General features: G+C 63.7%; 19 protein-coding genes. 7 read left to right on the forward strand and 12 right to left on the reverse strand.

Going from position 1 to position 24,819, the window contains the following annotated elements:
* Positions 1-17: 17 nt before the first annotated feature.
* From kdpC to kdpF, 4 genes are read right to left on the reverse strand one after another with little or no spacing between them, the layout of a single operon-like run.
* Complete coding sequence (gene kdpC / locus J2X11_RS03045; protein ID WP_309966642.1) at positions 18-593, reverse strand: potassium-transporting ATPase subunit KdpC; 576 nt, start codon at positions 591-593, stop codon at positions 18-20.
* Between the two features lie 3 nt (positions 594-596).
* Positions 597-2,594, reverse strand: coding sequence for a potassium-transporting ATPase subunit KdpB (gene kdpB / locus J2X11_RS03050; protein WP_309966644.1), 1,998 nt, complete (start codon positions 2,592-2,594; stop codon positions 597-599).
* Positions 2,591-4,249 carry a potassium-transporting ATPase subunit KdpA gene (gene kdpA, locus J2X11_RS03055; protein ID WP_309966646.1) on the reverse strand — a complete coding sequence of 553 codons (1,659 nt, stop codon included), beginning with the start codon at positions 4,247-4,249 and terminating at the stop codon, positions 2,591-2,593. The genes kdpB and kdpA overlap by 4 nt, the downstream gene beginning before the upstream one ends.
* 9 nt (positions 4,250-4,258) lie before the next feature.
* A complete protein-coding gene (kdpF, locus tag J2X11_RS03060) occupies positions 4,259-4,348 on the reverse strand; it encodes a K(+)-transporting ATPase subunit F (RefSeq protein WP_309966648.1) in 90 nt (29 codons plus the stop codon).
* A gap of 136 nt (positions 4,349-4,484) precedes the next feature.
* Between kdpF and J2X11_RS03065 the strand changes: the two genes are divergently transcribed.
* The 5 genes from J2X11_RS03065 (at position 4,485) to J2X11_RS03085 (ending at position 8,986) form a co-directional block, all read left to right on the forward strand.
* The gene (locus tag J2X11_RS03065; protein ID WP_309966650.1) at positions 4,485-5,024 is read left to right on the forward strand and encodes a DUF1697 domain-containing protein; all 540 of its coding nucleotides are present in this window, start codon (positions 4,485-4,487) and stop codon (positions 5,022-5,024) included.
* A 57-nt stretch (positions 5,025-5,081) separates the two neighbouring features.
* Positions 5,082-6,365, forward strand: coding sequence for a GAF domain-containing protein (locus J2X11_RS03070; protein WP_309966652.1), 1,284 nt, complete (start codon positions 5,082-5,084; stop codon positions 6,363-6,365).
* Positions 6,366-6,428: 63 nt separating this feature from the next.
* The gene (gene exaC / locus J2X11_RS03075; RefSeq protein WP_309966654.1) at positions 6,429-7,952 is read left to right on the forward strand and encodes an acetaldehyde dehydrogenase ExaC; all 1,524 of its coding nucleotides are present in this window, start codon (positions 6,429-6,431) and stop codon (positions 7,950-7,952) included.
* Entirely contained in the window at positions 7,953-8,333 is a 381-nt protein-coding gene (locus J2X11_RS03080; protein WP_309966656.1) for a DUF779 domain-containing protein, read from the forward strand.
* A 53-nt stretch (positions 8,334-8,386) separates the two neighbouring features.
* Entirely contained in the window at positions 8,387-8,986 is a 600-nt protein-coding gene (locus tag J2X11_RS03085; protein WP_309966658.1) for a VOC family protein, read from the forward strand.
* Positions 8,987-9,005: 19 nt separating this feature from the next.
* Here J2X11_RS03085 and J2X11_RS03090 read toward each other — a convergent pair whose 3' ends face one another.
* Positions 9,006-9,962 (reverse strand): lysylphosphatidylglycerol synthase transmembrane domain-containing protein, encoded by a 957-nt coding sequence (locus J2X11_RS03090; protein ID WP_309966661.1) that lies wholly within the window; start codon positions 9,960-9,962, stop codon positions 9,006-9,008.
* 10 nt (positions 9,963-9,972) lie between these two features.
* The gene (locus J2X11_RS03095) at positions 9,973-11,706 is read right to left on the reverse strand and encodes an AfsR/SARP family transcriptional regulator (protein WP_309966663.1); all 1,734 of its coding nucleotides are present in this window, start codon (positions 11,704-11,706) and stop codon (positions 9,973-9,975) included.
* Between the two features lie 224 nt (positions 11,707-11,930).
* On the opposite strand from J2X11_RS03095, the gene J2X11_RS03100 reads away from it, so the two are divergent.
* Positions 11,931-17,741 (forward strand): EAL domain-containing protein, encoded by a 5,811-nt coding sequence (locus J2X11_RS03100; protein WP_309966665.1) that lies wholly within the window; start codon positions 11,931-11,933, stop codon positions 17,739-17,741.
* A 10-nt stretch (positions 17,742-17,751) separates the two neighbouring features.
* On the opposite strand, the gene J2X11_RS03105 is transcribed toward J2X11_RS03100, so the two are convergent.
* Positions 17,752-18,438, reverse strand: coding sequence for a winged helix-turn-helix transcriptional regulator (locus J2X11_RS03105; RefSeq protein WP_309966668.1), 687 nt, complete (start codon positions 18,436-18,438; stop codon positions 17,752-17,754).
* 119 nt (positions 18,439-18,557) lie between these two features.
* Here J2X11_RS03105 and J2X11_RS03110 point away from each other — a divergent pair, with 119 nt between their 5' ends.
* Positions 18,558-19,424, forward strand: a complete 867-nt coding sequence (locus J2X11_RS03110) for a class I SAM-dependent methyltransferase (RefSeq protein ID WP_309966670.1) — start codon at positions 18,558-18,560, stop codon at positions 19,422-19,424.
* On the opposite strand, the gene J2X11_RS03115 is transcribed toward J2X11_RS03110, so the two are convergent.
* The 5 genes from J2X11_RS03115 to J2X11_RS03135 all read right to left on the reverse strand — a co-directional run bounded on the left by J2X11_RS03115 (position 19,421) and on the right by J2X11_RS03135 (position 24,813).
* Positions 19,421-20,425, reverse strand: coding sequence for a crotonase/enoyl-CoA hydratase family protein (locus tag J2X11_RS03115; protein ID WP_309966672.1), 1,005 nt, complete (start codon positions 20,423-20,425; stop codon positions 19,421-19,423). The two genes, J2X11_RS03110 and J2X11_RS03115, sit on opposite strands and share 4 nt — an antisense overlap.
* 21 nt (positions 20,426-20,446) lie before the next feature.
* Complete coding sequence (locus J2X11_RS03120) at positions 20,447-21,562, reverse strand: GGDEF domain-containing protein (protein ID WP_309966674.1); 1,116 nt, start codon at positions 21,560-21,562, stop codon at positions 20,447-20,449.
* Between the two features lie 211 nt (positions 21,563-21,773).
* On the reverse strand, positions 21,774-22,925 hold the full coding sequence (fahA, locus tag J2X11_RS03125; protein ID WP_309966677.1) for a fumarylacetoacetase: 1,152 nt from the start codon (positions 22,923-22,925) through the stop codon (positions 21,774-21,776).
* On the reverse strand, positions 22,922-23,635 hold the full coding sequence (locus J2X11_RS03130; protein ID WP_309966679.1) for a hypothetical protein: 714 nt from the start codon (positions 23,633-23,635) through the stop codon (positions 22,922-22,924). Before J2X11_RS03130 ends, fahA begins: the two co-directional genes overlap by 4 nt.
* Positions 23,635-24,813: a homogentisate 1,2-dioxygenase gene (locus tag J2X11_RS03135; RefSeq protein ID WP_309966682.1), complete on the reverse strand. Its 1,179-nt coding sequence runs from the start codon at positions 24,811-24,813 to the stop codon at positions 23,635-23,637. Before J2X11_RS03135 ends, J2X11_RS03130 begins: the two co-directional genes overlap by 1 nt.
* Between the last annotated feature and the right edge of the window lie 6 nt (positions 24,814-24,819).

Consider the following 24,819-nt stretch of genomic DNA (forward strand, 5'->3'; position numbering starts at 1 on the left):
GTGCACCGGCGACTAACTCACTGTCGCTCGAGTGCGAGGTTGAGCTCCAACACATTGACCTTGGGTTCTCCGAGGAAACCGAGCTGGCGCCCGTACGTATGGTCCTCGACCAGCCTGCGCACAGCATCCACCAAGAGGCCGCGTGCCTTCGCGACGCGCTCTACCTGCAGCGCGGCGTACTCCGGCGAGATGTACGGGTCCAGTCCCGACCCTGACGCGGTCACGGCATCGGCCGGCACATCGCTGACATCGACGCCTTCGGCACCAGCGACCGCTTCCTGACGTTCCTTGATGGCCGTGAGCAGGTCGGGGTTGGAGGGCCCGAGGTTCGAGGCTGCCGAGGCGAGACCGTCGTACTCGGCGGCCGACGGGCGGCCGTGGAACCACTGGGGATCGTCGACCTTGAAGTTCTGGCCGATGATCGACGAGCCGACGTCCTTGCCGTCGCGGCTGACGATCTGACCGTTCGCGTTGTCGTTGAAGGCGACCTGGCCAACACCCCACACAGCAGCCGGGTAGGCCACACCGAGCACGACGGTCATGACCACGAGGACCTTGAAGCCGACAAAGCACTGACGAAAGAAGGTTGCCATGAGTTATCCAATTCCTGGGATGGTCGAGACGATGAGATCGATGAGCTTGATCCCGATGAATGGTGCAATCACGCCACCGACGCCGTAGACCAAGATGTTGCGACGTAGCACCGACTCCGCCGATGCGGCACGGAACTTCACTCCCCTCAGGGCGAGTGGGATCAGCGCCACGATGACCAGGGCGTTGAAGATCACTGCAGAGACAATCGCGGACTTCGGCGTTGCGAGGTTCATGACGTTGAGCGTGTCCAGTGACGGATAAGCCACCAGGAACATCGCGGGGATGATCGCGAAGTACTTCGCGACATCGTTGGCGATCGAGAACGTCGTGAGTGCGCCCCGAGTGATGAGGAGCTGCTTGCCGATCTCGACGATGTTGATGAGCTTGGTCGGGTCGGAGTCGAGGTCGACCATGTTGCCCGCTTCTTTGGCCGCAGAGGTGCCCGAGTTCATGGCGACACCCACGTCGGCAGCCGCCAGAGCAGGCGCGTCGTTCGTACCGTCTCCGGTCATCGCGACGAGTCGTCCGCCCTCCTGCTCCTTGTGGATCAGCTTCATCTTGTCCTCAGGCGTTGCCTCGGCGAGGAAGTCGTCGACCCCCGCCTCCTTGGCGATGGCCGCGGCCGTCAGCGGGTTGTCGCCCGTGATCATGACGGTGCGGATACCCATACGACGCAGCTCGGCAAACCGCTCAACCATGCCTTCTTTGACGACGTCTTTGAGGTGTACGACGCCCAGCACCTTTGAGCCATTCGCGTCGGACTCAGCGACAACGAGTGGTGTACCGCCGCTGCCGGCGATCGCGTCGATCGACATACGGACGCCGCGGTCCATGTCGCGACCGACCCACGCGGCGACCGACGATCCGGCGCCCTTGCGCACCGTGCGACCGTCGGCGAGATCGACGCCCGACATGCGGGTCTGGGCGGTGAACTCGACGAACTCCGCACCTGCGGGCAGATCGGCGTCATTCGCACCTTCAGCCAGAGCAAGCTCAACGATTGAGCGTCCCTCCGGCGTCTGGTCGGCAAGGCTCGACAGCCGAGCCGCATCACGCAGCTGCACCAGGGTCACCCCGTCAGCGGGGACGAACTCCGACGCACGACGGTTGCCGTACGTGATGGTGCCCGTCTTGTCGAGCAGCAGAGTGCTGACGTCGCCGGCAGCCTCGACGGCACGTCCCGACATGGCGAGCACATTGACCTGGACGAGTCGATCCATGCCGGCGATGCCGATCGCGCTGAGCAGCGCACCGATTGTCGTCGGGATGAGGCACACCAGGAGCGCGACGAGAACCAGGGTCTCCTGCGGTGCGCCGGCGTAGTCCGCCATTGGCTTGAGTGTTGCCACCGCAAGCAGGAACACGATTGTCAGGCTCACCAGAAGGATCGACAGTGCGATCTCGTTTGGGGTCTTGCGACGCGTCGCACCCTCGACGAGAGCAATCATTCGATCGATGAACGTCTCGCCTGGCGCTGACGTGATCTGAATGACGATCTGGTCCGACAGCACCTTCGTGCCGCCTGTGACGGCCGATCGGTCGCCGCCGGCCTCGCGAATGACGGGTGCAGACTCGCCGGTGATCGCCGACTCGTCGACCGAAGCGACGCCTTCGACGACGTCACCATCGCCCGGGATCGTCTCTCCAGCCGCGACGACAACGCGGTCGCCCTTGCGGAGCTGCGTGCCGGCGACGGTCTCCTCGACACCAGCGGAGTTGAGCCGTCGGGCAGTGACGTCCGTACGCGCTGCCCGCAGCGACGCTGCTTGGGATTTGCCGCGCCCCTCGGCGACGGCCTCGGCGAGATTGCCGAAGATTACCGTGAGCCACAACCAGACCGTGACGACCCATGCGAACACCGACGGATCAGAGATCGCGATGACCGTGGTCATCACCGACCCGATCCACACGATGAACATCACCGGACTGCGCCAAAGGTGGCGTGGATCCAGCTTCCGCAGTGCCGCTGGCAGCTGCGAGAGAAGGGTGGACAGGGTCATGAGAGTGCCTCCGCGATGGGTCCGAGCGCGAGCGCCGGGAAGAACGTCAGACCGGTGATCAGGAGGATCACGCCGACGAGCAGACCGGCGAACAGGGGTGTGTTGGTGGGCAACGTGCCGGAGGTGACCGGGACCTTGCCCTGTTTGGCGAGCGACCCCGCCAGCGCGAGCACCAGCACGATCGGGATGAACCGACCAAGTAGCATCGCCAGCGCCAGCGAGATCTGGAAGAACGTCGACGTCACGGTGATGCCACCAAAAGCGCTGCCGTTGTTGTTTGCCGCCGACGTGAAGGCGTACACAACTTCACTGAATCCGTGACCGCCTGGGTTGCCCATGGCGTCTGCCGAACTCGGCAGCGCGATGGCGACGCCGATTCCGATCAGGATGATCGCCGGCACGCTCAACGTGTAGAGAGCGACGTACGTCATCTCCCGCGCACTGATCTTCTTGCCGAGGATCTCCGGTGTTCTGCCGACCATGAGCCCGGCGATGAACACCGTCAGGATCGCCATGATGAGGATGCCGTAGATGCCCGCGCCGACTCCGCCCGGAGAGACCTCGCCGAGCATGATGTTGACGAGCACTGTGCCGCCGCCTGTGGGTGTGAACGAGTCGTGCGCGGAGTTGACTGCACCTGTGGACGTACCGGTCGTCAGAACGGCCCAGAGCGATGACGCCCATTCACCGAACTGAGTCTCTTTGCCCTCCATCGCAGCCCCTGCGAGCTTGGCCGCCTGCGAGTGCGCACCAGCTTCTGCCCAAGTCGTGATCGCCGTCGCCGCGCCGATGAGAACGGCCATGGCACCCAGGATCGACAAACCCTGCTTGCGGTTGCCGACCATCGTGCCGAGAGTGCGAGTCAAGGAGATCGGGATGACGAGGATGAGGAACATCTCGATCAAGTTGGAGAACGGGTTGGGGTTCTCGAACGGGTGAGCCGAGTTGGCGTTGAAGAAGCCACCACCGTTGGTGCCGAGCTCCTTGATCGCCTCTTGGCTCGCGACCGGACCACCGGGAATGACCTGAGTGCCGCCCGTAATTGTGTTCACCGTGTGATCGGCGAAGTTCTGGATGGCGCCCTGGGAGATGAGCAGGATCGCGCCGACGAAGGCGACAGGTAGCAGGATGCGCAACGTGCCGCGTACGAGGTCAACCCAGAAGTTGCCGAGCTCGCCACTGCGTGAGCGGACGAAGCCACGGATCAGGGCCACCGCGACCGCGAGACCAACAGCGGCAGACAGGAAGTTCTGCACGGCGAGGCCGCCAGCTTGGGCACTGAACCCGAGCGTCGACTCACCGGCGTACGACTGCCAGTTGGTATTGGTCACGAACGAGATCGCAGTGTTCAGCCCCATGTCCCACGGCATGCCAGCCAAGCCTCGGTCGAACGGCAGCGCCTGTTGGCCGATCAGGATCGCGAACAGCGCAACAATGCTGACGGCGGAGAAGCCCAACACGCTGTACGTGTAGGAGCGGGCAGTCTGCTCCGAGTCGGGATTGACCCCGAGCAGGCGGTAGACGCGCTTTTCAAAGCCCCAGTGCCTGGGGCTGGTGAAGACGCGCGCCATGTAGTCGCCGAGCGGTACGTAGACCGCGGCGAGCAAGGCAATGAGGGCTGCGATCGTGAGCAGCCCGGCGGTGGTGTCAGACATGGGTGCCTCTCAGAACCGGTTGGGGAAGATCAGGGCTGCGACGAGGTACGCCAACAGGCCAATCACGATCACCAGCGGGACGGCTGTATCGAAGGTCATGCCTCCATGGCACACCCGCAAACGCCCGAATTCACGGGCGTTGACGGAGCGCTAGCGGCTCTTGACGCGATCTTGACGCGCCAGTGCGGGCGCGGACCGGGGGAGAACTGTCTTCCCACTGCGCGAGAATCGAGGGATGAAGTACGTCGTGCTGTTCCGCGGCATCAATGTCGGCGGGCGCAACAAGATCCCGATGGCTGAGCTCCGTGAGCACCTGTCTGCCAACTTCGACAATGTGCGCACCTACATCCAGTCGGGCAATGTGCTGCTCGAGAGCGATCTGCCGGCCGACAAGGTGGCAGCCCACATCGACGCCAACCTGCGATCAGCCTTCACGATCGACTCGGATCTCGTACGCGTCCTCGTCCTCGATCCCAAGAGATACGGCGAGGTCATCGCGGATGCGCCCAAAGGGTTCGGAAGCGATCCCGACACCTATCGCTACGACGTGTTCTTCTACATGGGCATCACCGCCGATGAGGTGAAGCCTCACATCGTGACGCACCCCGAGGTCGATGACGTGGTGGTCGGCAAGCGGGCGACCTATCACCGGCGGATCGCCGCCAGGGCTTCGAGCAGCAGGGTCAACAAGATCGTCAGCTCACCCGTCTACCCAGGCATCACGATCCGCAACTGGAACACCACCACCAAGGTGGCCGCGCTTCTCGACGAGTAGGCAGCCAGGGACTTTTGGCCCAGTACGACTGGCCGTACACCGACGTACACTCCAGCAATGGTGGGAAAAAACGATCTCGCGATGCCGCCGGGCGCTGACCCGGCGTCGCTTTCGCGATACCTGAACGAAGCGCACGACGAGTTCGTGAGCACGGGTCAGGCAGACCCTGCCCTGCGTCAGCTGGTGCTGGAATCCTGGCAGCGCAGTGTCGAGGGCGGACTCGACCCGGAGCAGGCTATGGCCGCCATCCGGCTCGATGACGCTGCCCTTGCCGAGATCCGAGACACCCATCCGTTGGCCGCAGGGATGCCGGTGATCCGGCGACTGCTGGTCGAGAGCGCCGCGGATGCGGGCCTGCTCGTCGCGGTGAGCGATGCGGCCGGACAACTGCTGTGGGTTGAGGGATCTGCGTCCTTACGCTCGCGTGCCGAATCCATGCACTTCGTCCCGGGTGCCGACTGGAGCGAGAACAGCGCCGGTACGAATGCGCCCGGCACAGCTCTCGCCCTCGATCGGCCGGTGCAGATATTTGGGCCCGAGCATCTCGCCAGGCATGTAACCCCGTGGAGCTGTTCGGCGGCACCGATCCATGACCCCGACACCGGCGCAGTCCTAGGCGTGCTCGACCTCACCGGAGGCGCGGAGGTGGCAACGCCCCAGAGCTTGACGCTCGTTCGCGCGACCGTCGCTGCCGTCGAAGCAGAGCTGCGCATCGAGCGATTGAGCCCGTCGAAGCCTGCAGTGGTCTCGAGCGGCTGGTCGTTGCCCGCACTCGACGTGCTGGGCGGCCATGGTGCAACGCTGCGTCACGGATCGACCACCAGTCGTCTCAGCCTCAGGCACAGTGAGCTGCTGCTCCTGATTGCCGAGTCACCCGATGGGCTCACGACAGCGGATCTGGGTGTTGCACTGAGCGAGGACGAGCAGGCAACCGTGACCATTCGGGCGGAGATGTCCCGCCTCCGGTCGGTGCTTGGACCGATCGAGCTGTCCTCTCGCCCCTATCGGCTCAAGAATGCGATCGACACCGACATCGCACGGGTGCGCGACGACTTGGCTCGAGGTCAGCTGCGCCGCGCTGTCGCGACCTACCGGGGGCCGATCCTGCCGAAGTCGACCGCACCGGCGATCGAGCGTCTACGCGACGAGCTGCACATGCTCGTGCGATCCAGCCTGCTGACCAGCGACAACGCCGACGCGCTGCTGTCCTTCGCCGACACCGCGCACGGGCGTGACGACTTCGAGATCTGGCAGCGAACCCTCGAGGTTCTGCCGCTCACATCGCCCCGTTATACCCAGGTGGCTGCGCACGTTGCGCACCTGGATGAGGAGCTCGGCTGAGCAACCTTTGTGCAACGTCGGTGTGACTACGGTCACGGTAACTGACACAAAGGAGCACCCCCCATGACTGTCTACGCCCAGCCGGGTACCGAGGGAAGCATCGTTTCCTACAAGCCCCGCTATGACCACTGGATCGGTGGCGAGTACGTCGCACCGATCAAGGGCCAGTACTTCGAGAACGTCTCGCCGATCAACGGCAAGGTGTTCACCGAGATCGCCCGCGGCACCGCCGAGGACATCGAAGCCGCGCTCGACGCGGCCCACGCCGCTGCACCTGCCTGGGGCAAGACCTCGGTGACAGAGCGCGCGAACATCCTGAACCAGGTGGCCGACCGTATCGAGCAGAACCTCGAGATGCTCGCCGTCGGCGAGACCTGGGACAACGGCAAGCCCGTGCGCGAGTGCATGGCGGCCGACCTGCCACTGGTGGTTGATCACTTCCGCTATTTCGCGGGTGCGATCCGCGCTCAGGAGGGATCGCTCTCCCAGCTCGACGAAAACACGGTGGCCTATCACTTCCAGGAGCCACTGGGCGTCGTCGGCCAGATCATCCCGTGGAACTTCCCGTTGCTGATGGCGACCTGGAAGCTTGCTCCTGCACTTGCGGCCGGCAACTGCGTCGTCCTCAAGCCGGCTGAGCAGACTCCGGCGTCGATCATGCTGCTCATGGAGCTCCTCGCAGACCTGCTGCCCGCCGGCGTCATTAACGTCGTCAACGGGTTCGGCGTCGAGGCCGGAGCGCCGCTTGCCTCAAGCACGCGCATTCGCAAGATCGCCTTCACCGGTGAAACCACCACGGGCCGCCTGATCGCGCAGTACGCGAGCCAGAACCTCATCCCGGCAACGCTTGAGCTCGGTGGCAAGAGCGCCAACATCTTCTTCGAGGATGTCGCAGCCAAGGACGACGCGTTCTACGACAAGGCGCTCGAGGGATTCGCGATGTTCGCACTCAATCAGGGCGAGGTCTGTACTTGCCCGAGTCGCGGGCTGATCCAGAACTCGATCCTCGAGCAGTTCCTGCCCGCAGCGACCGACCGGGTCAAGCAGATCGTGCAGGGCAACCCGCTCGACACCGACACGATGATTGGCGCTCAGGCGAGCAACGATCAGCTCGAGAAGATCCTGTCGTACTTCGATATCGGCGTGAAGGAAGGTGCGCGCATCATCACCGGTGGTGAGCGGGTCGACCTCGGCGGTGATTTGTCGGGCGGCTACTACGTGGCGCCGACCATCTTCCAGGGCCACAACAAGATGCGGATTTTCCAAGAGGAGATCTTCGGACCGGTCGTATCCGTCACTGGCTTCGAGGACTACGACGATGCCATCAACATCGCGAACGACACGTTGTACGGACTCGGCGCCGGTGTGTGGTCTCGTGACACCAACACGGCATACCGCGCCGGGCGCGACATCCAGGCCGGCCGCGTGTGGACCAACTGCTACCACCAGTACCCGGCGCACGCCGCGTTCGGTGGCTACAAGTCCTCGGGCATCGGACGCGAGAACCACAAGATGATGCTCGATCACTATCAGCAGACCAAGAACCTGTTGGTGTCCTACGACCAGAACAAGCTCGGCTTCTTCTAAATGGTTGACCGCGTCGCGATCACCCCGGAGGCTGCGGAACTGCTTCGCAGCCTTCGGGTCTCGCACGACAAGCCGCTGATGTTCCACCAGTCGGGCGGATGCTGTGACGGCTCGGCGCCGATGTGCTTCACGCAGGGAACGTTCCTCACGGGTCACCAGGACGTACACCTTGGCAACCTCGAGTACGGCGCCAGCGAGGTTGCTCCGGTATGGATCTCCCGCGAACAGTTCAACTACTGGTCGCACACCCACATCACGATCGACGTCGTGCCGGGTCGAGGGGCCGGGTTCTCAATCGAGGGCCCGACTGGCTTTCGCTTCATCATCCGATCCCGCGTCTTCACCGAGGACGAGACCGCCGAGCTCGAGCCTGTTGCCTGAACGATCAGTTTTGGAGAAGCAGCTGAGGGCACCGCGCGCATAGCGTCGTTGTCATGACGAACATCAACCACATCACCCTCGAAGTAACTGACACCACGGCCGCCAAGGCCTTCTATGCCGAAGCCTTCGACGTCGACAAGCAGATCGAACTGCGACAGGCATCGGACCAGCCCAGCGACGGATTCCGCGGCTACACGTTGTCGTTGGTCGTTGCCCAGCCATCGACCGTCGACAGCCTCTTCGCCTCAGCTCTCGAAGCCGGAGCCACCGAGATCAAGCCGGTGACCAATAGCTTCTGGGGCCATGGCGGATCACTCCAGGCGCCCGACGGCACCATCTGGAAGATCGCCTCGTCGTCCAAGAAGGAGACGGGACCGGCTACCCGCCAGATCGACGGTGTCGTTCTCCTGCTCGGAGTCGACGACGTGAAGGCGACCAAGCAGTTCTACGCCGATCAGGGACTGAAGGTCGGCAAGAGCTTCGGCAGCAAGTACGTCGAGTTCGAGACCACGAACGTGAAGCTCGCGCTCTATGGCCGCAAGGCGCTCGCGAAGGACGCCGGCGTACCGGCCGACGGCACGGGCTCGCACCGGATCGCAATCAACAGCGACGCCGGCACGTTCGCTGACCTCGACGGTTTCAGCTGGGAATGAGCTAGAGGTTGGGCCCGCGCTAAAGGTACGACTTGCGGCGCAACCACTGCAGGCAGATCAAACCCCACAACGGAGGCAGGTACTGCGTTCCCAGGCGCTGAGTCAGCGCAATCGGGAACGCAGTTTCTGCCGGTACGCCGAGCGCGACGAGCGCACCCGTGAGCGCCGCCTCGGCACTGCCAATGCCGCCCGGCGACGGTACGACGCTGGCCAGCATCGACCCGGCCGTGTTGACCGCGATGAGCTCGATCGGGGAGAGGCCGATGTCGTACGCCTGAGCGAAGCAGCCGAGAGCCAGCGCGTACACGAGCTCGGTCGCGAGTGCTCCACCGAAGATGCCGATCTGGCGCTTCTGCTGACTGCCAAGGACGACGAGGCTCGACCAGATCCGCGCCGCGAGATTGCTGACCTTGGCGCGGGCGCGCGGGATGAATGAGACAACTGCTGCGGCGATCACCACACTGCCGATCGCGAGCATGACCGTACGCAACGAGGGTGCGCTCACTCCATCGAGCTTGATGTCGACGAACGGCAGGACGAGGAGGAGCAGGAGGATCCGCGAGAGGCCTCGGGCAGCTTCCTCGATTGACGCTGTCAGGATCGCCTCGGGCGGTTTGACGTCGAAGTTCTCGAGGAACTGGACGTCGGTTGCCACCCGACTTGCCGAGCCAGGCAGCGTGAGCCCGAAGACCTTGAGAGCCGCTTGGAGCGCGATCGCTGGCTTCCACGGAATGTGGACCGCCGAGGCTCCACGCAGGACGATCGCCTGGGTCAGGAACATCAGTTGAGCCGCGAGCAGGCCGAGGATCAACCACGCCGGGTCGGCCGAGCGAAGCTGCTTCCAGATCGTTTCGAACCCGACATCGCCGAGCAGACGTACGAGGATGAACAGGCCGACCACAACGAGGACCACCATCACGATGTCGGTCCACCGCCAGCGCGGTTTGGCGCGCGGCTCGTCCGTCTCGGCCTCCACGACCGACAGACTAGCCACTCTGCGTGAGTGCGACCTCTTGTTCTTCGATGCGCTCGGTGATCCTTGCCTGGAGGGACGGCCGCAACCACAGCTCGAACAGATCCTGGGTCGTGCGATCCCTGAATGCGAAGCTGTCGTTGGCCACAACGAAGATGCCGCGGGTCGCGAGGTGGTCCATGTGGGCTTCGATTTCGATGCGACGACTCTCGGTACGGCGCTCGCTGCCGAGAATCTCCATCACTCCTGATGCCGTGGTGGGTTTGTCGAGCACGGCCATGACCTGGCAGATCTCCAGATCCAACGGTTCGAGTCGTTCGGCCAGAACTCGGAACGTCGTCGACGCTGCTGGAAGTACGGTCGAGGTCAACGAGTCACTGACCAGCCCAAGGCCTCTGATCGTCGACACGACTTGCCCGGTCGATACCCAGGCCCGCAGAATCTCGACGGCGATCCCGGCCAGCCCTTCGCTCCTGGTTTCGAGGATCTCGACGAGGTCTGGTGACGGTGAACCTGCAAGAATCGCCTGAGCCATTTGGGACAGCTCGTTCGCAGTCACGGGCGGCGACTCGACGACGGTTGGAATGTAGACCGACTCGTTCGCTTCGACCAGAAGTTCGGCGGCCTCGGGGGTGGTGACGATGACGAGCACTCGACCCGGTTGCGACGGGACGGTCCCGAGCACCTCAGCGATGGCGGCATGCGCACGGGCCGGAGGAAGATCTATTGGGCCTGTCACCGCGACATCGATCAGTCCGGTGGCGGGGGACATCCGGGTTGCAGGTGCTTGCCGCGCAATCTTTGGCGGACGGACGCGTCGCAGATGGGCTCCGCTGACGCGACCCACCGCGACTTCGAGAAGCGACTCACGCCCCGATCCTGGAAGGCCAGCAACACAGACAACGGAAGTCCCGTCGCCTCTCGCGCTGTCTCGTATAGCTTCGCTCAACTGGGCAACGCTCCGCTCGCGGCCAACGTAGATCGAGAATCTGGAGTTCTCGTCGTCGACCTTGGTCAGCTGTCGCTGCAGAGCCTCGGTCTGTGACGACGGCAATGCATTGAGGTTGGTCTTCAAGTTGCGGCGGCATCGTTCGTAGGACCGCATGGCCGAGTCGGTCTCGCCGATACCTGCATAGGCGCGCATCAGCGACCGGTGCGCTCGTTCAAAGCATGCGTCGAGGCTGATGGCGAGTGCGGACATCTCGATCGCATCGCGCATCCAGCCGAGCTCAATCGCGCTCTCAGCCGCGTCGGCCAGCATCAGCTTGCGCTGGGTCAGCAAGTCGTCGCGGATGTCCGCCGCCCAATCGCTGTCGTCCTCATGGGCGTGGAAGTCGTCGACGTACAGTGCCTCGGCCTGTTTGGCCGCGGTGACGACACCGGCGAAGTCGCGCGATCGCATCGCCGCGGCGATGTCGTTGCCGAGCTGCTGATGGGCGGCGACATCGACCCAGCATCCTCGAAGTTGAAGGCCGCTGAGGTGTCGCATGATGCTGTCCTTGCCCAGGACTTTGCGAATCTGGGCAGTCGCGGTGTGCAGGCTCGCGGCTGCCTTGGCATCAGGCACATCAGGCCACAGCTTGGCGATGATGCTCTTCGAGCTGACAATCTGATCGGAACTCATGGCAAGGAGACGCAGTAGGTCGCTGGTCTTGCCGGTGGTCCATTGTGATGACGGCACCACGGTGCCGTTGCCCAGCCGAATCCAGAGTCGGCCCAATAGGCGTATCTCGGTTTGATCGTTCACAAGTACTCCCAAACGTGTGATCGTTCTGCTCCCAGAACTCACCGTACGGGTTGTCGGGGTCACTTCGTGGCCAAATCGACTGCCTGAAATTTCAGGCAATTATTGCGACCACGTGACTAGGGAGGACCAGTCCGAAAGGACCATTGCACGGTCTTGCGGATGCCGGGACGCTGGGAGGTGGCGTCCGAGGTATGGGAGCGGGGGCGCTAAGGGTTGGGAGACCGATGAACGTTCGAGGCGACGCGGCGCGCCCAGAGTTGTTCGCTGGCCGCTATCGGCTGGGCAAGTGCCTCAAGTCGGGGCACGGGGTTGAGACGTACCTCGGTGTGGACGAGACCACCTCCACCCAGGTGGTGCTGAAGTCGATCGTCCCGCACCTCATTCACGATGCTGCGCGGTTGCGCTTCGAGCACGAGACCCAGGTGCTCAGAAGGCTCTCGGGTACAGGTCTGGCCACTTTGTATGACGCCGGCGTCACCGACGGTCACTGGTACCTCGTGCAGCCGTTCATGCCGGGATCAACTCTTGAGGAAATCCTCAAGTCCGGTCCGCTTTCGTTGGAGATGGCCCTTCGGATCGCGATCGACGTTGCCAGCGCGTTGGACATCGCCCATGGGGCGGGCATCTTCCACCGCGACGTCAAACCGGCCAACGTCATTGTTGGCGGGACCGATCCCGCCAGCCCGGTCACTCTCATCGATTTCGGTTTTGCGCGTAGCCCGTTGCTGGATGAGTCCCTGAACGAGCAGCTTGTCGGCACAGTGCGTTATCTCGCACCGGAAGCGGCGGGGATGCTCGCAGTTCCTGCTGACGAGCGTGCGGATCTTTATGCGTTGGGCGTGCTGCTGTTCGAGTGCCTTGCGGGCGAGCCGCCATTTCCTGGCGAAACTGTTGGCGAGGTGCTCCGAGAGCACCTGTCGATGCCAGTCCCCGAGGTCGGACGCCGCCGACCGGGCATGCCCCGTGCGATCGACGCGATCCTGGCTCGGCTGCTGAGCAAGGACCCGAACGACCGATATCAATCAGCGTCCGCCGTGACGTATGACTTGAGTGCTCTCTTGGAGGCCGTGCGGGCCGGCTCTTCGGACCCACGCTTGGTGATCGGTCGGATCGATCACCGGCGGACGCTTACGGATCCTGCATTCGTCGGACGTGAGGCAGAGCTCGCGAGCCTCATGTCCTTGGTCGATGAGGTCAGGATGGGCGGATCAGGGCTCGTCCTTCTGGAGGCCGACTCTGGTGGCGGCAAGACCCGCCTTTTGTCTGAGGTCGCGTCGCAGGCGTCCTCGGCCGGAGTTCTGCAGCTACAGGGTCAGGGTGTTGCTGAGACTGGCGCCCGTCCGTTCGAGGTGCTCCATGGATTCGCTGAGGACCTGCTCTCGCATGCCGCGAACGACGACCTGTGGGACTCGATTCGCGAAGGTGTCGGCGATGGTGCGCCAGCAATCGCCCAAGTGCTGCCTCTGTTGGGACCGCTGCTGGGTGTGACCGAGGAGCTCGACGCTGGCCCCGAGCACCTGGGCGAGCAGCGAAGTTTGACGGTCCTGCATCAGCTCATGAACTCAATCGGTGATGCCGATCATCCCGTGTTGATCATCTTTGACGACTGCCAGTGGGCGGATCGGCTGACGATTCAGTTACTCGCGGACGTCTTTTCTGACAGAGCGCAATGTCCGCCGTACGTCGGAGTGATCGCAGCCTTCAGGTCTGAGGAGGTGTCGGACGAGCATCAGCTCCGCGCCATGCCGTTCGCCCAGTCTGTGCAGCTCGGTCGCCTGCCAGCGCGGGCAATGCGGCAGTTGTGTGAGTCGATGGCGGGACAGCTGCCGGATGAAGCGATCAACACCGTCGTCCGGCTCGCCGACGGCAATCCGTTCATGGGCGCGGCGGTGCTTCGTGGACTCTTCGAGTCCGGCGCACTGCTCAGTACGGACCGGGGTTGGCAGGTCGACGAAGCAGCGCTGATCGACGTCCAGACGGCTCGACGCTCCGCCAGCTTCTTGGTTCGACGGCTTGAGCTGCTCACCGAGGACTCGATCCACGTACTTTCGGCCGGAGCTTCGCTCGGCAAGGAATTCGACTTCATGCTTGCGGCGGAGCTCGTGCAACACAGCGATGTTGCTGCCACGATCCTGCAGGATGCCACCCGCAGACGACTCGTGTGGATTGACGATGTCACCGGCCGCTGCAGCTTTGCGCACGACAAGATCCGTGAGGCGTTGCTCAGCCGACTGGACTACTCCGAACGGCGGGAGCTTCACAGTCGCGCAGCCGACGCCATGCTCGGCATGGAGGAGAGCGGGGCCTCGGTCTTCGACGTCGCCTATCACCTGGACGCAGCCGGCAGACATCAAGCGGCGCTGCCGTACGCACTGAGGTCGGCCGAAACTGCGCGTACGCAGCACGCTCTCGATTCGGCGCTGTCGCACTATCGAATGGCCGAGCGTGGCGTCGAGCCCGAGGATCTCGAGACCCGCGTCGTCATTGCCGAGGGCCTGGGAGACGTGCTGGCACTACAGGGGGCGTACGACGAGGCCGAGGAACAACTCACCGTGGCTGAGCAGATGGTGACGGATCGCGTCCACCAGGCAGAGGTTGAAGGCAAGCTCGGAGCTCTCGCCTTCAAACGAGGCGATATTCCAACCGCCCGCCGCCATCTCGAGGGAGCTATGGCGCGGCTAGACCGGCCCGTCCCGCAGGTCTTCGCCTGGCTCCTCGTGTGCTTGGTGTGGGAGCTGTGCGTTCAAGTTGTGCACACCGCTGCGCCTCGCCTGACTGTGCGACGCAAGCCGGAGGGCCGCGAGGAGGACTTTCTTGCGATGCGCCTTCACAGCCGCCTTGCCTATCTCTACTGGTTCTACAGCGGCAAGGTCACCTGCGCTTGGACACATCTGCGGGGGCTCAACCTGGCTGAGCGTTACCCGCCCAGTGCCGAGCTGGGTCAGGCCTACTCCGAGCACGCCCCAGTTGCGACGATGGTGCCGCTGTTCAACCGTTCGTTGAAGTACGCCAAACGCTCCCAGGAGATCAGACGCGACCGGGGCGATATTTGGGGACAGGGGCAGAGCCAGAGCTTTGCCGGCGTCGCACTCTATGCAGCGTCCAAGTTCGACGAGGCGGAGGAGGCGTCCCGTGAGGCGATTCGCCTGCTGGAGTCGACGGGCGACCAGTGGGAGATGAATACAGCGGGGTGGAATCTTGCGATGTGCCTGCATCGCAAGGGTCAGCTGCGAGAGGCCGCGGCCACTGCCAAGGGTGTCTACGAGTCCGCGATTGCGATCGGCGACCAGACGTCGGCTGGTGTCGGGCTTTCGGTGTGGACGCGAGCAGCCTGCGGTGACGTCGATCCACGGCTGATCGATGCAGAACTGGCGCGCGAAAGCATGGACGCGAGCACGACAGCAGAGTTGCGACTCGCTGCGGGCATCGCAGCTCATCGCGCTGGAGACCTCGCCGCGGCGATCGAGCACCTGGACCTGGCGGCGGAAACGATTCGTACATCCGGACTGCGGCAGGAGTATGCAGCCCCGGTCGCGTGCTGGAGGGCGACTGCTGCTCGCACCCTTGCAGAGCAGGCTTCGCCGCATGATCCATCTGGATACAAGGAGGCTGTTCGCAAAGCGTCCAAGGCTGTCCATAGCGCCAGGTTCTGGGCGTTCAGCTATCGCAACAATGCACCTCACGCTCTCAGAGAAGCTGCGCTGATCGCATCGCTCAGGAATCGGCCGAGGCGTCGTGAGAGGTATCTGGCACGCAGCCTGGCCGTCGCCGAAAAGCAGGGGGCTCTGTACGAGGCGGCGCTCACCCGACTGGCCGCCGCCGAGATCCGTATGCGCAGAGGCGACGACCATGGTGAGGTGGTAGATGCCAGGCTCGCTGTGTACGAGTTCCAGGGAAGCGTGATCGAAGACGAAACCCCCGAGGCGCCAAGCGTCTCGCTGTTTGATCGGTTCAACACGTTGCTCAGTGTCGGCCGCACGATCACGGCCGCCGCCAGCATGGAGGCCGTGGACGTGGCGATCCGCGAGGCGGCATTGACCCTGTTGCGCGGAGACACGTGCCACATCATCAGTGCCGATGCGACCGAGACGGCCAACCCGACCACAGAGTCCGGCGAATCGGTCGACCTGGCGAGTCGTACGCTCCTCGAGCGTGCGATCAGTGGTGGCGTGCCAGTGGTGTCCGGCGATTCCGCCGTCGGTGTCAGCGAGAGCCTGGTCATGTCTGACATCCGGTCAGTTCTGGCGGCACCGATCATCGTGCATGGAGAGACCCGCTACTGCTTCTACGTGACTCACCGGCAGATCAGTGCTCTGTTCGGCGAGGAGGAGATTCAGCTCGCAGCGTTCGTCGCGACTCTTGCGGGAGCCGCGTTCGAACATTTGGAGGGTACGGAGACTCGCTATCGTTCGCTCGCCCGCAACTCAAGCGACGTTCTCACCCTCGTGGGGCGCGACGGAATCGTCAGTTATCAAAGCTCGTCGGCCTCGCGGGTGTTTGCCTTGCCCGCCAATGGGATGGTGGGTCGCCCGATCGACGAATGGGTGCATCCAGAGGATCGTGACTTGCTCACGGACGCACTTCAGCGCGCCAGCCTCCACAGCGACACGCGAGTTGAATGTCGATTCCTGCACGCCACTGGCTCGTATGTCTACGCCGAGACAGTGGTGACCGACCTGCTGGACGATCCAGCTGTGTCGGCGCTGGTGCTCAACAGCCGCGACATCACCGATCGCCGCCTGCTGGAGGACGAACTGCGCGAGCGCGCCCTGCACGACAGCTTGACGGGCTTGCCCAACCGGGCGCATTTCCTCGAGCGCGCCCAGCAAGCGATCAACCGGAGGGATCCGCGTCCGTTGGTTGCCTGTTTCCTCGACCTGGATGATTTCAAGTCAGTCAACGACACATACGGGCATGGTGCAGGCGACGAGTTGCTGTGTGAAATGAGTGAACGGTTGCTTGAGTGCCTGCGGCCGGAAGATGTGGTTGCCCGATTCGGTGGCGACGAGTTCGCCCTCCTCTTTGAAGACACAACGCTCAAGGAGGCGCTGAGCGCCATCGAACGTATCCAGGCGGCAACGGGTCGACCGGTTCGCGTCGCAGGCACCGAACTTGTCTGTCATTTCAGTATCGGCGTGGCTCCCTCATCTGGTCGGAAGGCGACAACGGACCAGCTTCTCGCTGAAGCCGATGTTGCGATGTACGCCGCCAAGTCGAGCGGAACCCATTTGTGCCGGGTGTATGAGCCGCCGATGCGAGATCTTGCCGAGTCGCGATCTGTGGCACGAGGTGCGATTGACCGGGCGCTCTCACAGGGTGAGTTCTTGCTTCATTACCAGCCGATAGTCAATCTGCAGACCGAAGAGTGTCTGGGTGTGGAAGCCCTGATCCGGTGGCAGCACCCAGAGCGCGGACTCCTGCCCGCGGCGGAGTTCATCGATCTCGCGGAGGTCAGCGGGCACATGCCCGCGATCGGCGCCTGGGTCATCGAAACTGCGTGTGCCGCGGCCGTGGACCTGGCCGAGGACTTGTCCATGAGCATCAATGTCTCGCCGCAGCAGCTTCAGCAGCCGCAGCTCGCGCAGAGCGTCGAGCGAGCCCTCAGTAGGTCCGGCCTTCGGCCTGATCGTCTGGTGCTCGAGTTGACCGAGACGACCGATATCACCGATCCGGCGACTGCAATTGAACAGTTGCGCCAACTGGATGAGATGGGTGTGAAGCTCGCTCTGGACGACTTCGGCACTGGATATGCGTCTCTCGACTATCTGAAGCGATTCCCGGTTCAGATCCTCAAGATTGATCAGGAATTCGTTCAGCACATCCACGAGAGCGAGGACGACCGAGCCATCGTGCGCGGAATCATCGAGCTCGCCAAGTCGTTCGGCCTACGGACGATTGCTGAGGGTGTGGAGCAGATCGAGCAGCAGCGTGTCGTCACCGAGTTGGGCTGCGACTTCGGTCAGGGGTTCCTGTGGTCTCGACCGGGGCTTCCCGAAAACTTGCCCGAGGTGTTCCTGCCCAGTTCGGCTGCCTGAGACAGACTCGTCAGCCGGCCCGCACCTGTGCTCGGGTGGGAGCAAACGCGCTGGTCCCCAGCCAGGTCCACAGACGATCTGCGTCGCGTACTGGACCCACGACGCTGATGTCACCGCCACGCACCATCTCGGTGGCGCTGGCATCACCGCTCCAGACGTCAGTCAGAGCTCGCACCGTTGAGCGGACTTCGAGGGTGAGTTCATGTCCCGGATCGTCGCGGCACAGGTCGGCGACACCATCCTCGACGACGAGCCACCAGTGACGTTCGCGGGTGGCGGCATCCGGGAAGTGGAAGTGAATGACGACCTGGCGGTCAGGAAATTCCTTGAGCTGGACGAATCGGCGTACGTCCCACATCAGGAATCCGGCATCGAGCTGATCGGGACGCAGCCGGCTTCCGATCCAGCGCGCACCCCAGTGCCCCATCGCGAGAACAATGGGTCGGAGCTCCTCGCCCGCGGGAGTGAGCTCGTACGACGTGTTGCGCCCGTCGACGTGACGCATGATGACGCCGAACTCCTCCAGCGTCTTGAGTCGGGTGGACAACAGTGCCGGCGACATCCGGGGGACCCCGCGGCGGATCTCGTTGAACTGAGTGCTCCCGCAGAGGAGCTCGCGTACGACGAGCGGAGTCCATCGGTCGCACAGCACCTCCGCTCCGCGGGCGACGGTGCAGAACTGTCCGTAGTCGATCATGACTTCACGCTAGGCATCGCCGCGGCAGATGACTAGTTCAGAAATTGAACTAGTTTGCTGGCGCTCGGGGCCGGACTCTGGTGTTGTCGGGTATGGAGCCCGGGCAAGGAGACGAAACCATGACCACGCAAACGTTCGACCCCGTCGCATTCAAGGCCACCACCCGTCAGCAGTGGCAAGATGCCGCAGAAGCTTGGCACCGCTGGGGTCCCACCATCGGTGACTGGCTCGGTGCGGCCACTGATTCCATGATCGAGCTGGCCCATATCGGCGAGGGCGCCAGCGTTCTCGACGTCGCTGCCGGTGCTGGCGAGCAATCGCTGCCGATCGCCCAGCTGGTAGGTCCTTCCGGCAAGGTCGTCATCTCTGACATCGCGCCCGAGCTGTTGACTCGCGCGGCCGACGAGGCGAAGGCCGCGGGTCTCGACAACGTCGAAACGCTTGAGCTCGATGGCGAGGAAGTCGGTACGCTCGCGGGCGCCAACTACGACGCAGCCGTCAGCCGGGTGGGCCTGATCTACTTCCCCGATCAGCAGAAGGCGCTCCGCGGCATTCACTCCGCACTTCGTGACGGCGGACGATTCTCGACGGTCGTCTACTCGACCCCGGACGAGAATCGCTTCTTCTCGGTGCCGGTCGGCATCATCCGCGGTCGCGCGCAGCTGCCTCCTCCGCTTCCGGGCCAGCCCGGTCCGTTCTCGCTCGGTGCTCCGGGCGTCCTCGAGGAAGCACTGACCACTGCTGGCTTCACGGACGTCGAGGTCGTTGCGATCCCGTCGCCCGTACGACTGCCGAGTGCCAGGGACTGTGTGAAGTTCCAGAAGGAGTCATTCGGTGCGCTGCACCAGATGATGGTGAGCCTTTCACCGGAGGAGCGGGACGACACCTGGCGTCAGGTCGAAGCGGCGCTGACCGAGTTCGAAGGCCCGGATGGCTTCGTCGGGCCATGCACGATGCTGGTAGGTGCCGGTACCGCTCGGCACTAGTCCTTGTTGGTCGAGGGTCCGAAGTCGCCGTACGGAGCGGAGTCGCGCTCCCGTACGGCGTCTCGGAACCCTGCTTCCGCAGCGCGCTGCTGGAACGCGTACCCCTCGCGGGTGTGGCGAGAGATGCCGTCGAAGACGGTGCTGATCATCTGACTGTTCTGGACTCCCTGTGCGAGCAACGCAGAGTTGAGCGCGAGTTTGACCATCATCAGCTGGTTGAGCGGCATCGCGGCGATTCGCTGGACCAGGATCTCGGTGCGTTCGTCGAGTTGATCGGGCTCGGGAGCCTCGATGGCCAGCCCCCACTCGGCTGCCTCGCGTCCATTCAGGCAGTCTCCGGTGAGCAGCAGGCGCTTGGCTCGCTGATCACCGAGGCGATGCGCCCACATACCCGCTGAGGGGACGCCCCACACGCGCGTGGGCGGGTAGCCGATCTTGGCGTCGGCGGCGATCACGATCTGGTCGCAGTGCAGCGCGATGTCGGTGCCGCCGGCAACGCAGAACCCGTGGATCTTGGCGACAGTCGGCTTGTTGGCGTGGAGCAGGCTGGCGAATCCTCTGGTGAAGCGGCTCATCATGGCGAAGTCGATCATCGGATCCCACGTGCCCTGGGGATCGTGGTTGGTCATCTGTACGACGGGGTCGAGGACTGTGCCTTCGGACCCACTCGAGATGACGCCGCCGTCCATGAGGTTCTCGGCCGAGGCGGCGAGGTCGTAGCCACCACAGAAGCCCTTGCCGCGGCCGCTCAGGACGATCACGTGAACGCGAGGGTCGAGGTCGGCGCGCTCGACGGCATGGGCCAGTTCGATCGGGGTATCCGGGGTGATCGAGTTGCCCTGGTCAGGTCGGTTGAACGTGAGGCGCGCGACGCGTCCGTCGACTTCGTACGTCAGCGTGTTGTACGCCGGGCCGTCGTCGCTGGGCGCCTTGGCGTGCGCATACGGGGATCCGTCACCCTCGGTGGCGCTGCGTCGCCAGCGTGCTTCGTCGTCAGTCATGGAGGAAGGCTACCGAGTTGGTCAGGCGCGAACGGCCCGATTGCGGCCTTGCTGTTTGGCGAGGTAGAGAGCCGCGTCTGCCGTCGCGATCGATGTCTCGAGGTCGATGCCTGGACGCGCGATGGTGATGCCGTAGCTGGCGGTCGGCATTGGGAAGCCAGCCTCAGCGAGCCTCAGCTGTTCACTGATTTGAGCCGTAATAGCCTCTGCGCGATCCAGATGGGTATTCGGCAGCAGCACGATGAACTCTTCTCCTCCGTAGCGACCCACCAGATCAGAGGTGCGAACTGTGCCCGAGCAAGCGTCAGCAAATGCTCTGAGCGCTCGGTCGCCAGCGGGATGCCCGTACGTGTCGTTGACAGCCTTGAAATGGTCGAGATCCGCCAGGATCAGAGCGGCAGAGGTCTCGTGGAGCTCTGCCGCAGCCAGCCGCAGGAACTCAGAGCGGTTGAGCAGACCAGTGAGGCCATCGTGACCCGCCTGTGCACGCAGCGCTTTGGTCGCTTCCTCGTTGCTCAGGATCGACATGCTGAACGACACCACGACCAGAAATATCAAACTGACGATCGTCGTGACCTGCGAACCAAAGACCGACTTGAACACGTCGCCGTCTTGGCCATCCACCATGAATACGACCCAGCGAGCTGCATAGAACGCGCAGATGCAGGTCGCGGCGGTTGCCACGGACGTACGAATATGGGTGAGCTCACGATCGATGCGCCACAGCTCGCGGGCGCTGAGCCCGAACATCAGGCTCATCATCGCGAGGAAGACGGGACCGCCAGTCCACACGTTGTGGACGGGATCATCAGCAAATGACGCGATAGCGGTGACGGTCGGCGCGAACAGGAGAAGCCACGCAGGAGTCTTAGATCCAGTCAGTGAGCGGGTCGCGGCCCAGGCAGAGGCAGCCCCGAGTACCAAGAACGTGTTGCCCGACGGATTGGCCCACCGTTGGTGCTCGGTTCCATTGAGAATGAAGGCGGCTGATCCGACAAGGAACCAGGCAAGAGCAACGCTCCACCAGCCGCTGTATCCAGACCGAGTCGATCGATAGGTGACGAAGTAGAACAGCGCGAGCATCGTGAGCGCGGCCGTGGCGAAGGCAACCCGCAGTGTCGTGGTGTCCAGGTCCATGCCGAGTCCCTCGCTCTTGGCGAGAGTATTTCACGCGCTTAGGTCACCTGCGCGGTCAGCGTTGCGGGTTGTCGCGCTCGAACATCAAGTCGTACAAGAATTGCGCGACGAACATGGCCTGGACCATGACGAGCGAAGCCAAAATCAGCTGAGTCATGTGTCGCCCTTCTGTCTCGTTGTGGATGGTTCAACGAGGCCGGGCGAGAGTTCGTTACGGCTGGCTGACTATGGTGCCGAGCACCTCGCCCAGCTCCAGCCTCTCTCCGTTGTCCAAGTGTGCAACTGCAGAGATCGCGACGGTGTCGCCGTTCTCAAGGAAAGAGCGGGTTGTGCCGTCGGCCAGCGAGATCGGCTCAGTGCCGTTCCACGAAAGCTCAAGCAGCGATCCACGCTGGTTTGTCTCGGGTCCGCTGATGGTTCCCGAGGCGAAGAGATCGCCGGTACGAAGGGATGCGCCGTTGACGGTCATGTGCGCCAACATCTGAGCGCCGGTCCAATACATCGATGCGAACGGCGGCCGGGAGATCTCGATGCCGTTGAGCGTGATGACGAACTCGAGGTTGAGTCCCCACGGCTCGTCTGTCTGGAGGTACGGCAGCGGCGTCGGCGTCTGGGCTGGCGGATCGACGCGCGCACGGGTCAGCGCGGCGAGCGGGATGATCCATGGCGAGATTGAGGTCGCGAAGGACTTGCCGAGGAACGGGCCCAGCGGGACGTACTCCCATGCCTGGATGTCCCGAGCCGACCAGTCATTGACGAGACAGACACCGAACACGTGCTTGTCGAACTCGCTGATCGGAACGGGAGTCCCGAGTGCCGATGGCACGCCGACGACGAAGCCAAGCTCCGCCTCGATGTCGAGCTTGATGCTGGGGCCGAAGGTGATCTCGCCGTCGGGTGAACGGCGTTGGCCGTTCGGGCGCAGGATCGTGGTGCCTGAGGTGACGACCGTGCCGGCGCGGCCGTGATAGCCGATCGGCAGGTGCTTCCAATTGGGCGTCAGCGCATCGCCGTCTGGACGGAACATCGTGCCGACGTTGGTCGCATGGTGCTCGGACGCATAAAAGTCGACGTAGTCGGCAACCGTGAACGGCAGAACGAGCTCGCCAACTTCATGCAAGTACTGAGCGTCGTACAGGTGCTCGGTCGGTTCGTGGGCGAGGAGCGCATCACGTACGGCCTGCCAGGTGTCCGGCCCTGACGCGAGGAAGGCATCGAGGGAGCCGTCGGCAAACAGCGCCGCATGGTCGGGCAGAGCAGCTTTCGCGTCGAGCACCTGGGTGCCGATGCCTACGCCGACGTGCCGCTCGCCGTCGAGAACAAACGAGCAGAACGGCAGGGTCGTGCGGCCGAAATCGGTCATGCGATCAGCTCGAGCTCACGCAGATCGGTCACTGGCTCGTCGATGCTGCAGGTTCCGATCGAGCGGAACAGACGTCGTACGGCCTCGGGGTTCGAGACCTTGAGCGCTGCGGCATCGCTCTCTAGCAGTGCAGGTACGGGATCGCTTCCGTCGATCGCTGCGTTGACCGCGGCGAGGATGTTGAGGAAGCCGTGGTCGCGCTCAGTGCGTACGGCGTGGTGAAGACCGGCGGTCAGCTTGAACGCGAGGTCGTTCTCGACGCAGTGCTGGATGGCTCCGCCGAGTTGGCAGGCTGACGGGGTATCGCGGGTGTCGGGTCCCCCGCAGCGGAGCTTGAGCATCGCTCCCTCGGGCACGCGGAGAGATTCATGCCAGGTGCGCTCGACGAACACGCGCAAGCCGTTCGGGATCTCGGGGAGCCGATCGACCTCGCCGTTCAACTCAAGCGCAACCAAGGTGAGGTTCTGCTGTGCGGCGAGGTCGTGCGCCGCGTGGTTGAACTCGTCGACCGTGGCGACGAGCGAGAGCTCGAGGTGGCCGTGACCGAGTGCGTCGCGGAGCTCGCCGAGTCGTGGGGCGCTGCAGATGAACGGTCCGACGTACTCACCCTCGGGAGTGCCGCGACGGGCAAGATGCGCGCGCACGGCCTCCTTCATCGGCATGTTTCCTGGCGGGAAGATCGCCGCGTCGTCGAAGAATTGATGGAACATCAGCGGATCCACGAGAGTGCGTATTCGCCGTCGTCGGACGCGCTGCCGCCCTCGCCGAGTTCAAGAGGGCGGAACGTGTCGACCATGACGGCGAGCTCATCGAAGGACTCGACGCCGAGGCTGGCCTCGATCGCCGATGGCTGCGGACCATGGGAGTGGCCGCCGGGATGCAGTGAGATCGAACCCCTGGCAATGCCTGAGCCCTTGCGTGCTTCGTAGTCGCCCGCGACGTAGAACATGACCTCGTCCGAGTCGACGTTCGAGTGGTAGTACGGCACCGGGATCGCCAGCGGGTGGTAATCGACCTTGCGAGGCACGAAGTTGCAGATCACGAAGTTGTTGCCTTCAAAGACCTGGTGCACCGGCGGCGGCTGGTGGACGCGCCCGGTGATCGGCTCGAAGTCGGCGACGTTGAACGCGTACGGGTAGAGGCAGCCATCCCATCCGACGACATCGAACGGGTGCAGCGGGACAACATGGATGCTGCCGCTGAGTCCGCCAGGGCCGGAGCCGCGGTGCTTGATGTATACCTCGACGTTGGTCTCGTCGCGCACCTCAGGCTCGCTGGGTCCGCGAAGGTCGCGCTCGCAGTACGGAGCGTGCTCGAGGAGCTGGCCGAACTTCGAGAGGTAGCGACGGGCGGGGCCGATATGGCTGTTGGCCTCGATCGCGTACGCGCGAACGTCGCCGTTGGGCACCCAGCGATGTGTCGTGGCGCGAGGGATGATCAGGTAGTCGCCGTCGCTGAACGGGAGGTGGCCGAACACCGTCTCGAGGGTTCCGCTGCCTGACTCGATGAACACACACTCGTCGCCGGTGGCGTTCCGATAGAGAGGTGACGTCTCGGCCGCGACCACGTACGAGATACGGACGTCGCCATTGCCGAGTACCAGCCGCCTGCTCGTGACGATGTCGTTGCCGGCGCCGCCGTCGAACAGATCGTGCAGCTTGAGGTGCCTGGCGAGCAGCGGCTCGTTGGGCTTCGTCGACTGGTCTGGGAGCTCCCACGTACGCGCTTCCGTGATCGCCGAGGGCACCCCCACGTGATACAGCAGCGACGAGTCGGACGAGAAGCCTTCCTCGCCCATGAGCTCCTCGCGATAGAGGTTGCCCTGCGGATCGCGGTGCTGGGTGTGACGCTTCGGCGGGATGTTGCCCGCACTTCGGTAGTGGGCCATCGACCC

Source organism: Aeromicrobium panaciterrae (assembly GCF_031457275.1).
Taxonomy (GTDB): Bacteria; Actinomycetota; Actinomycetes; order Propionibacteriales; family Nocardioidaceae; genus Aeromicrobium; species Aeromicrobium panaciterrae_A.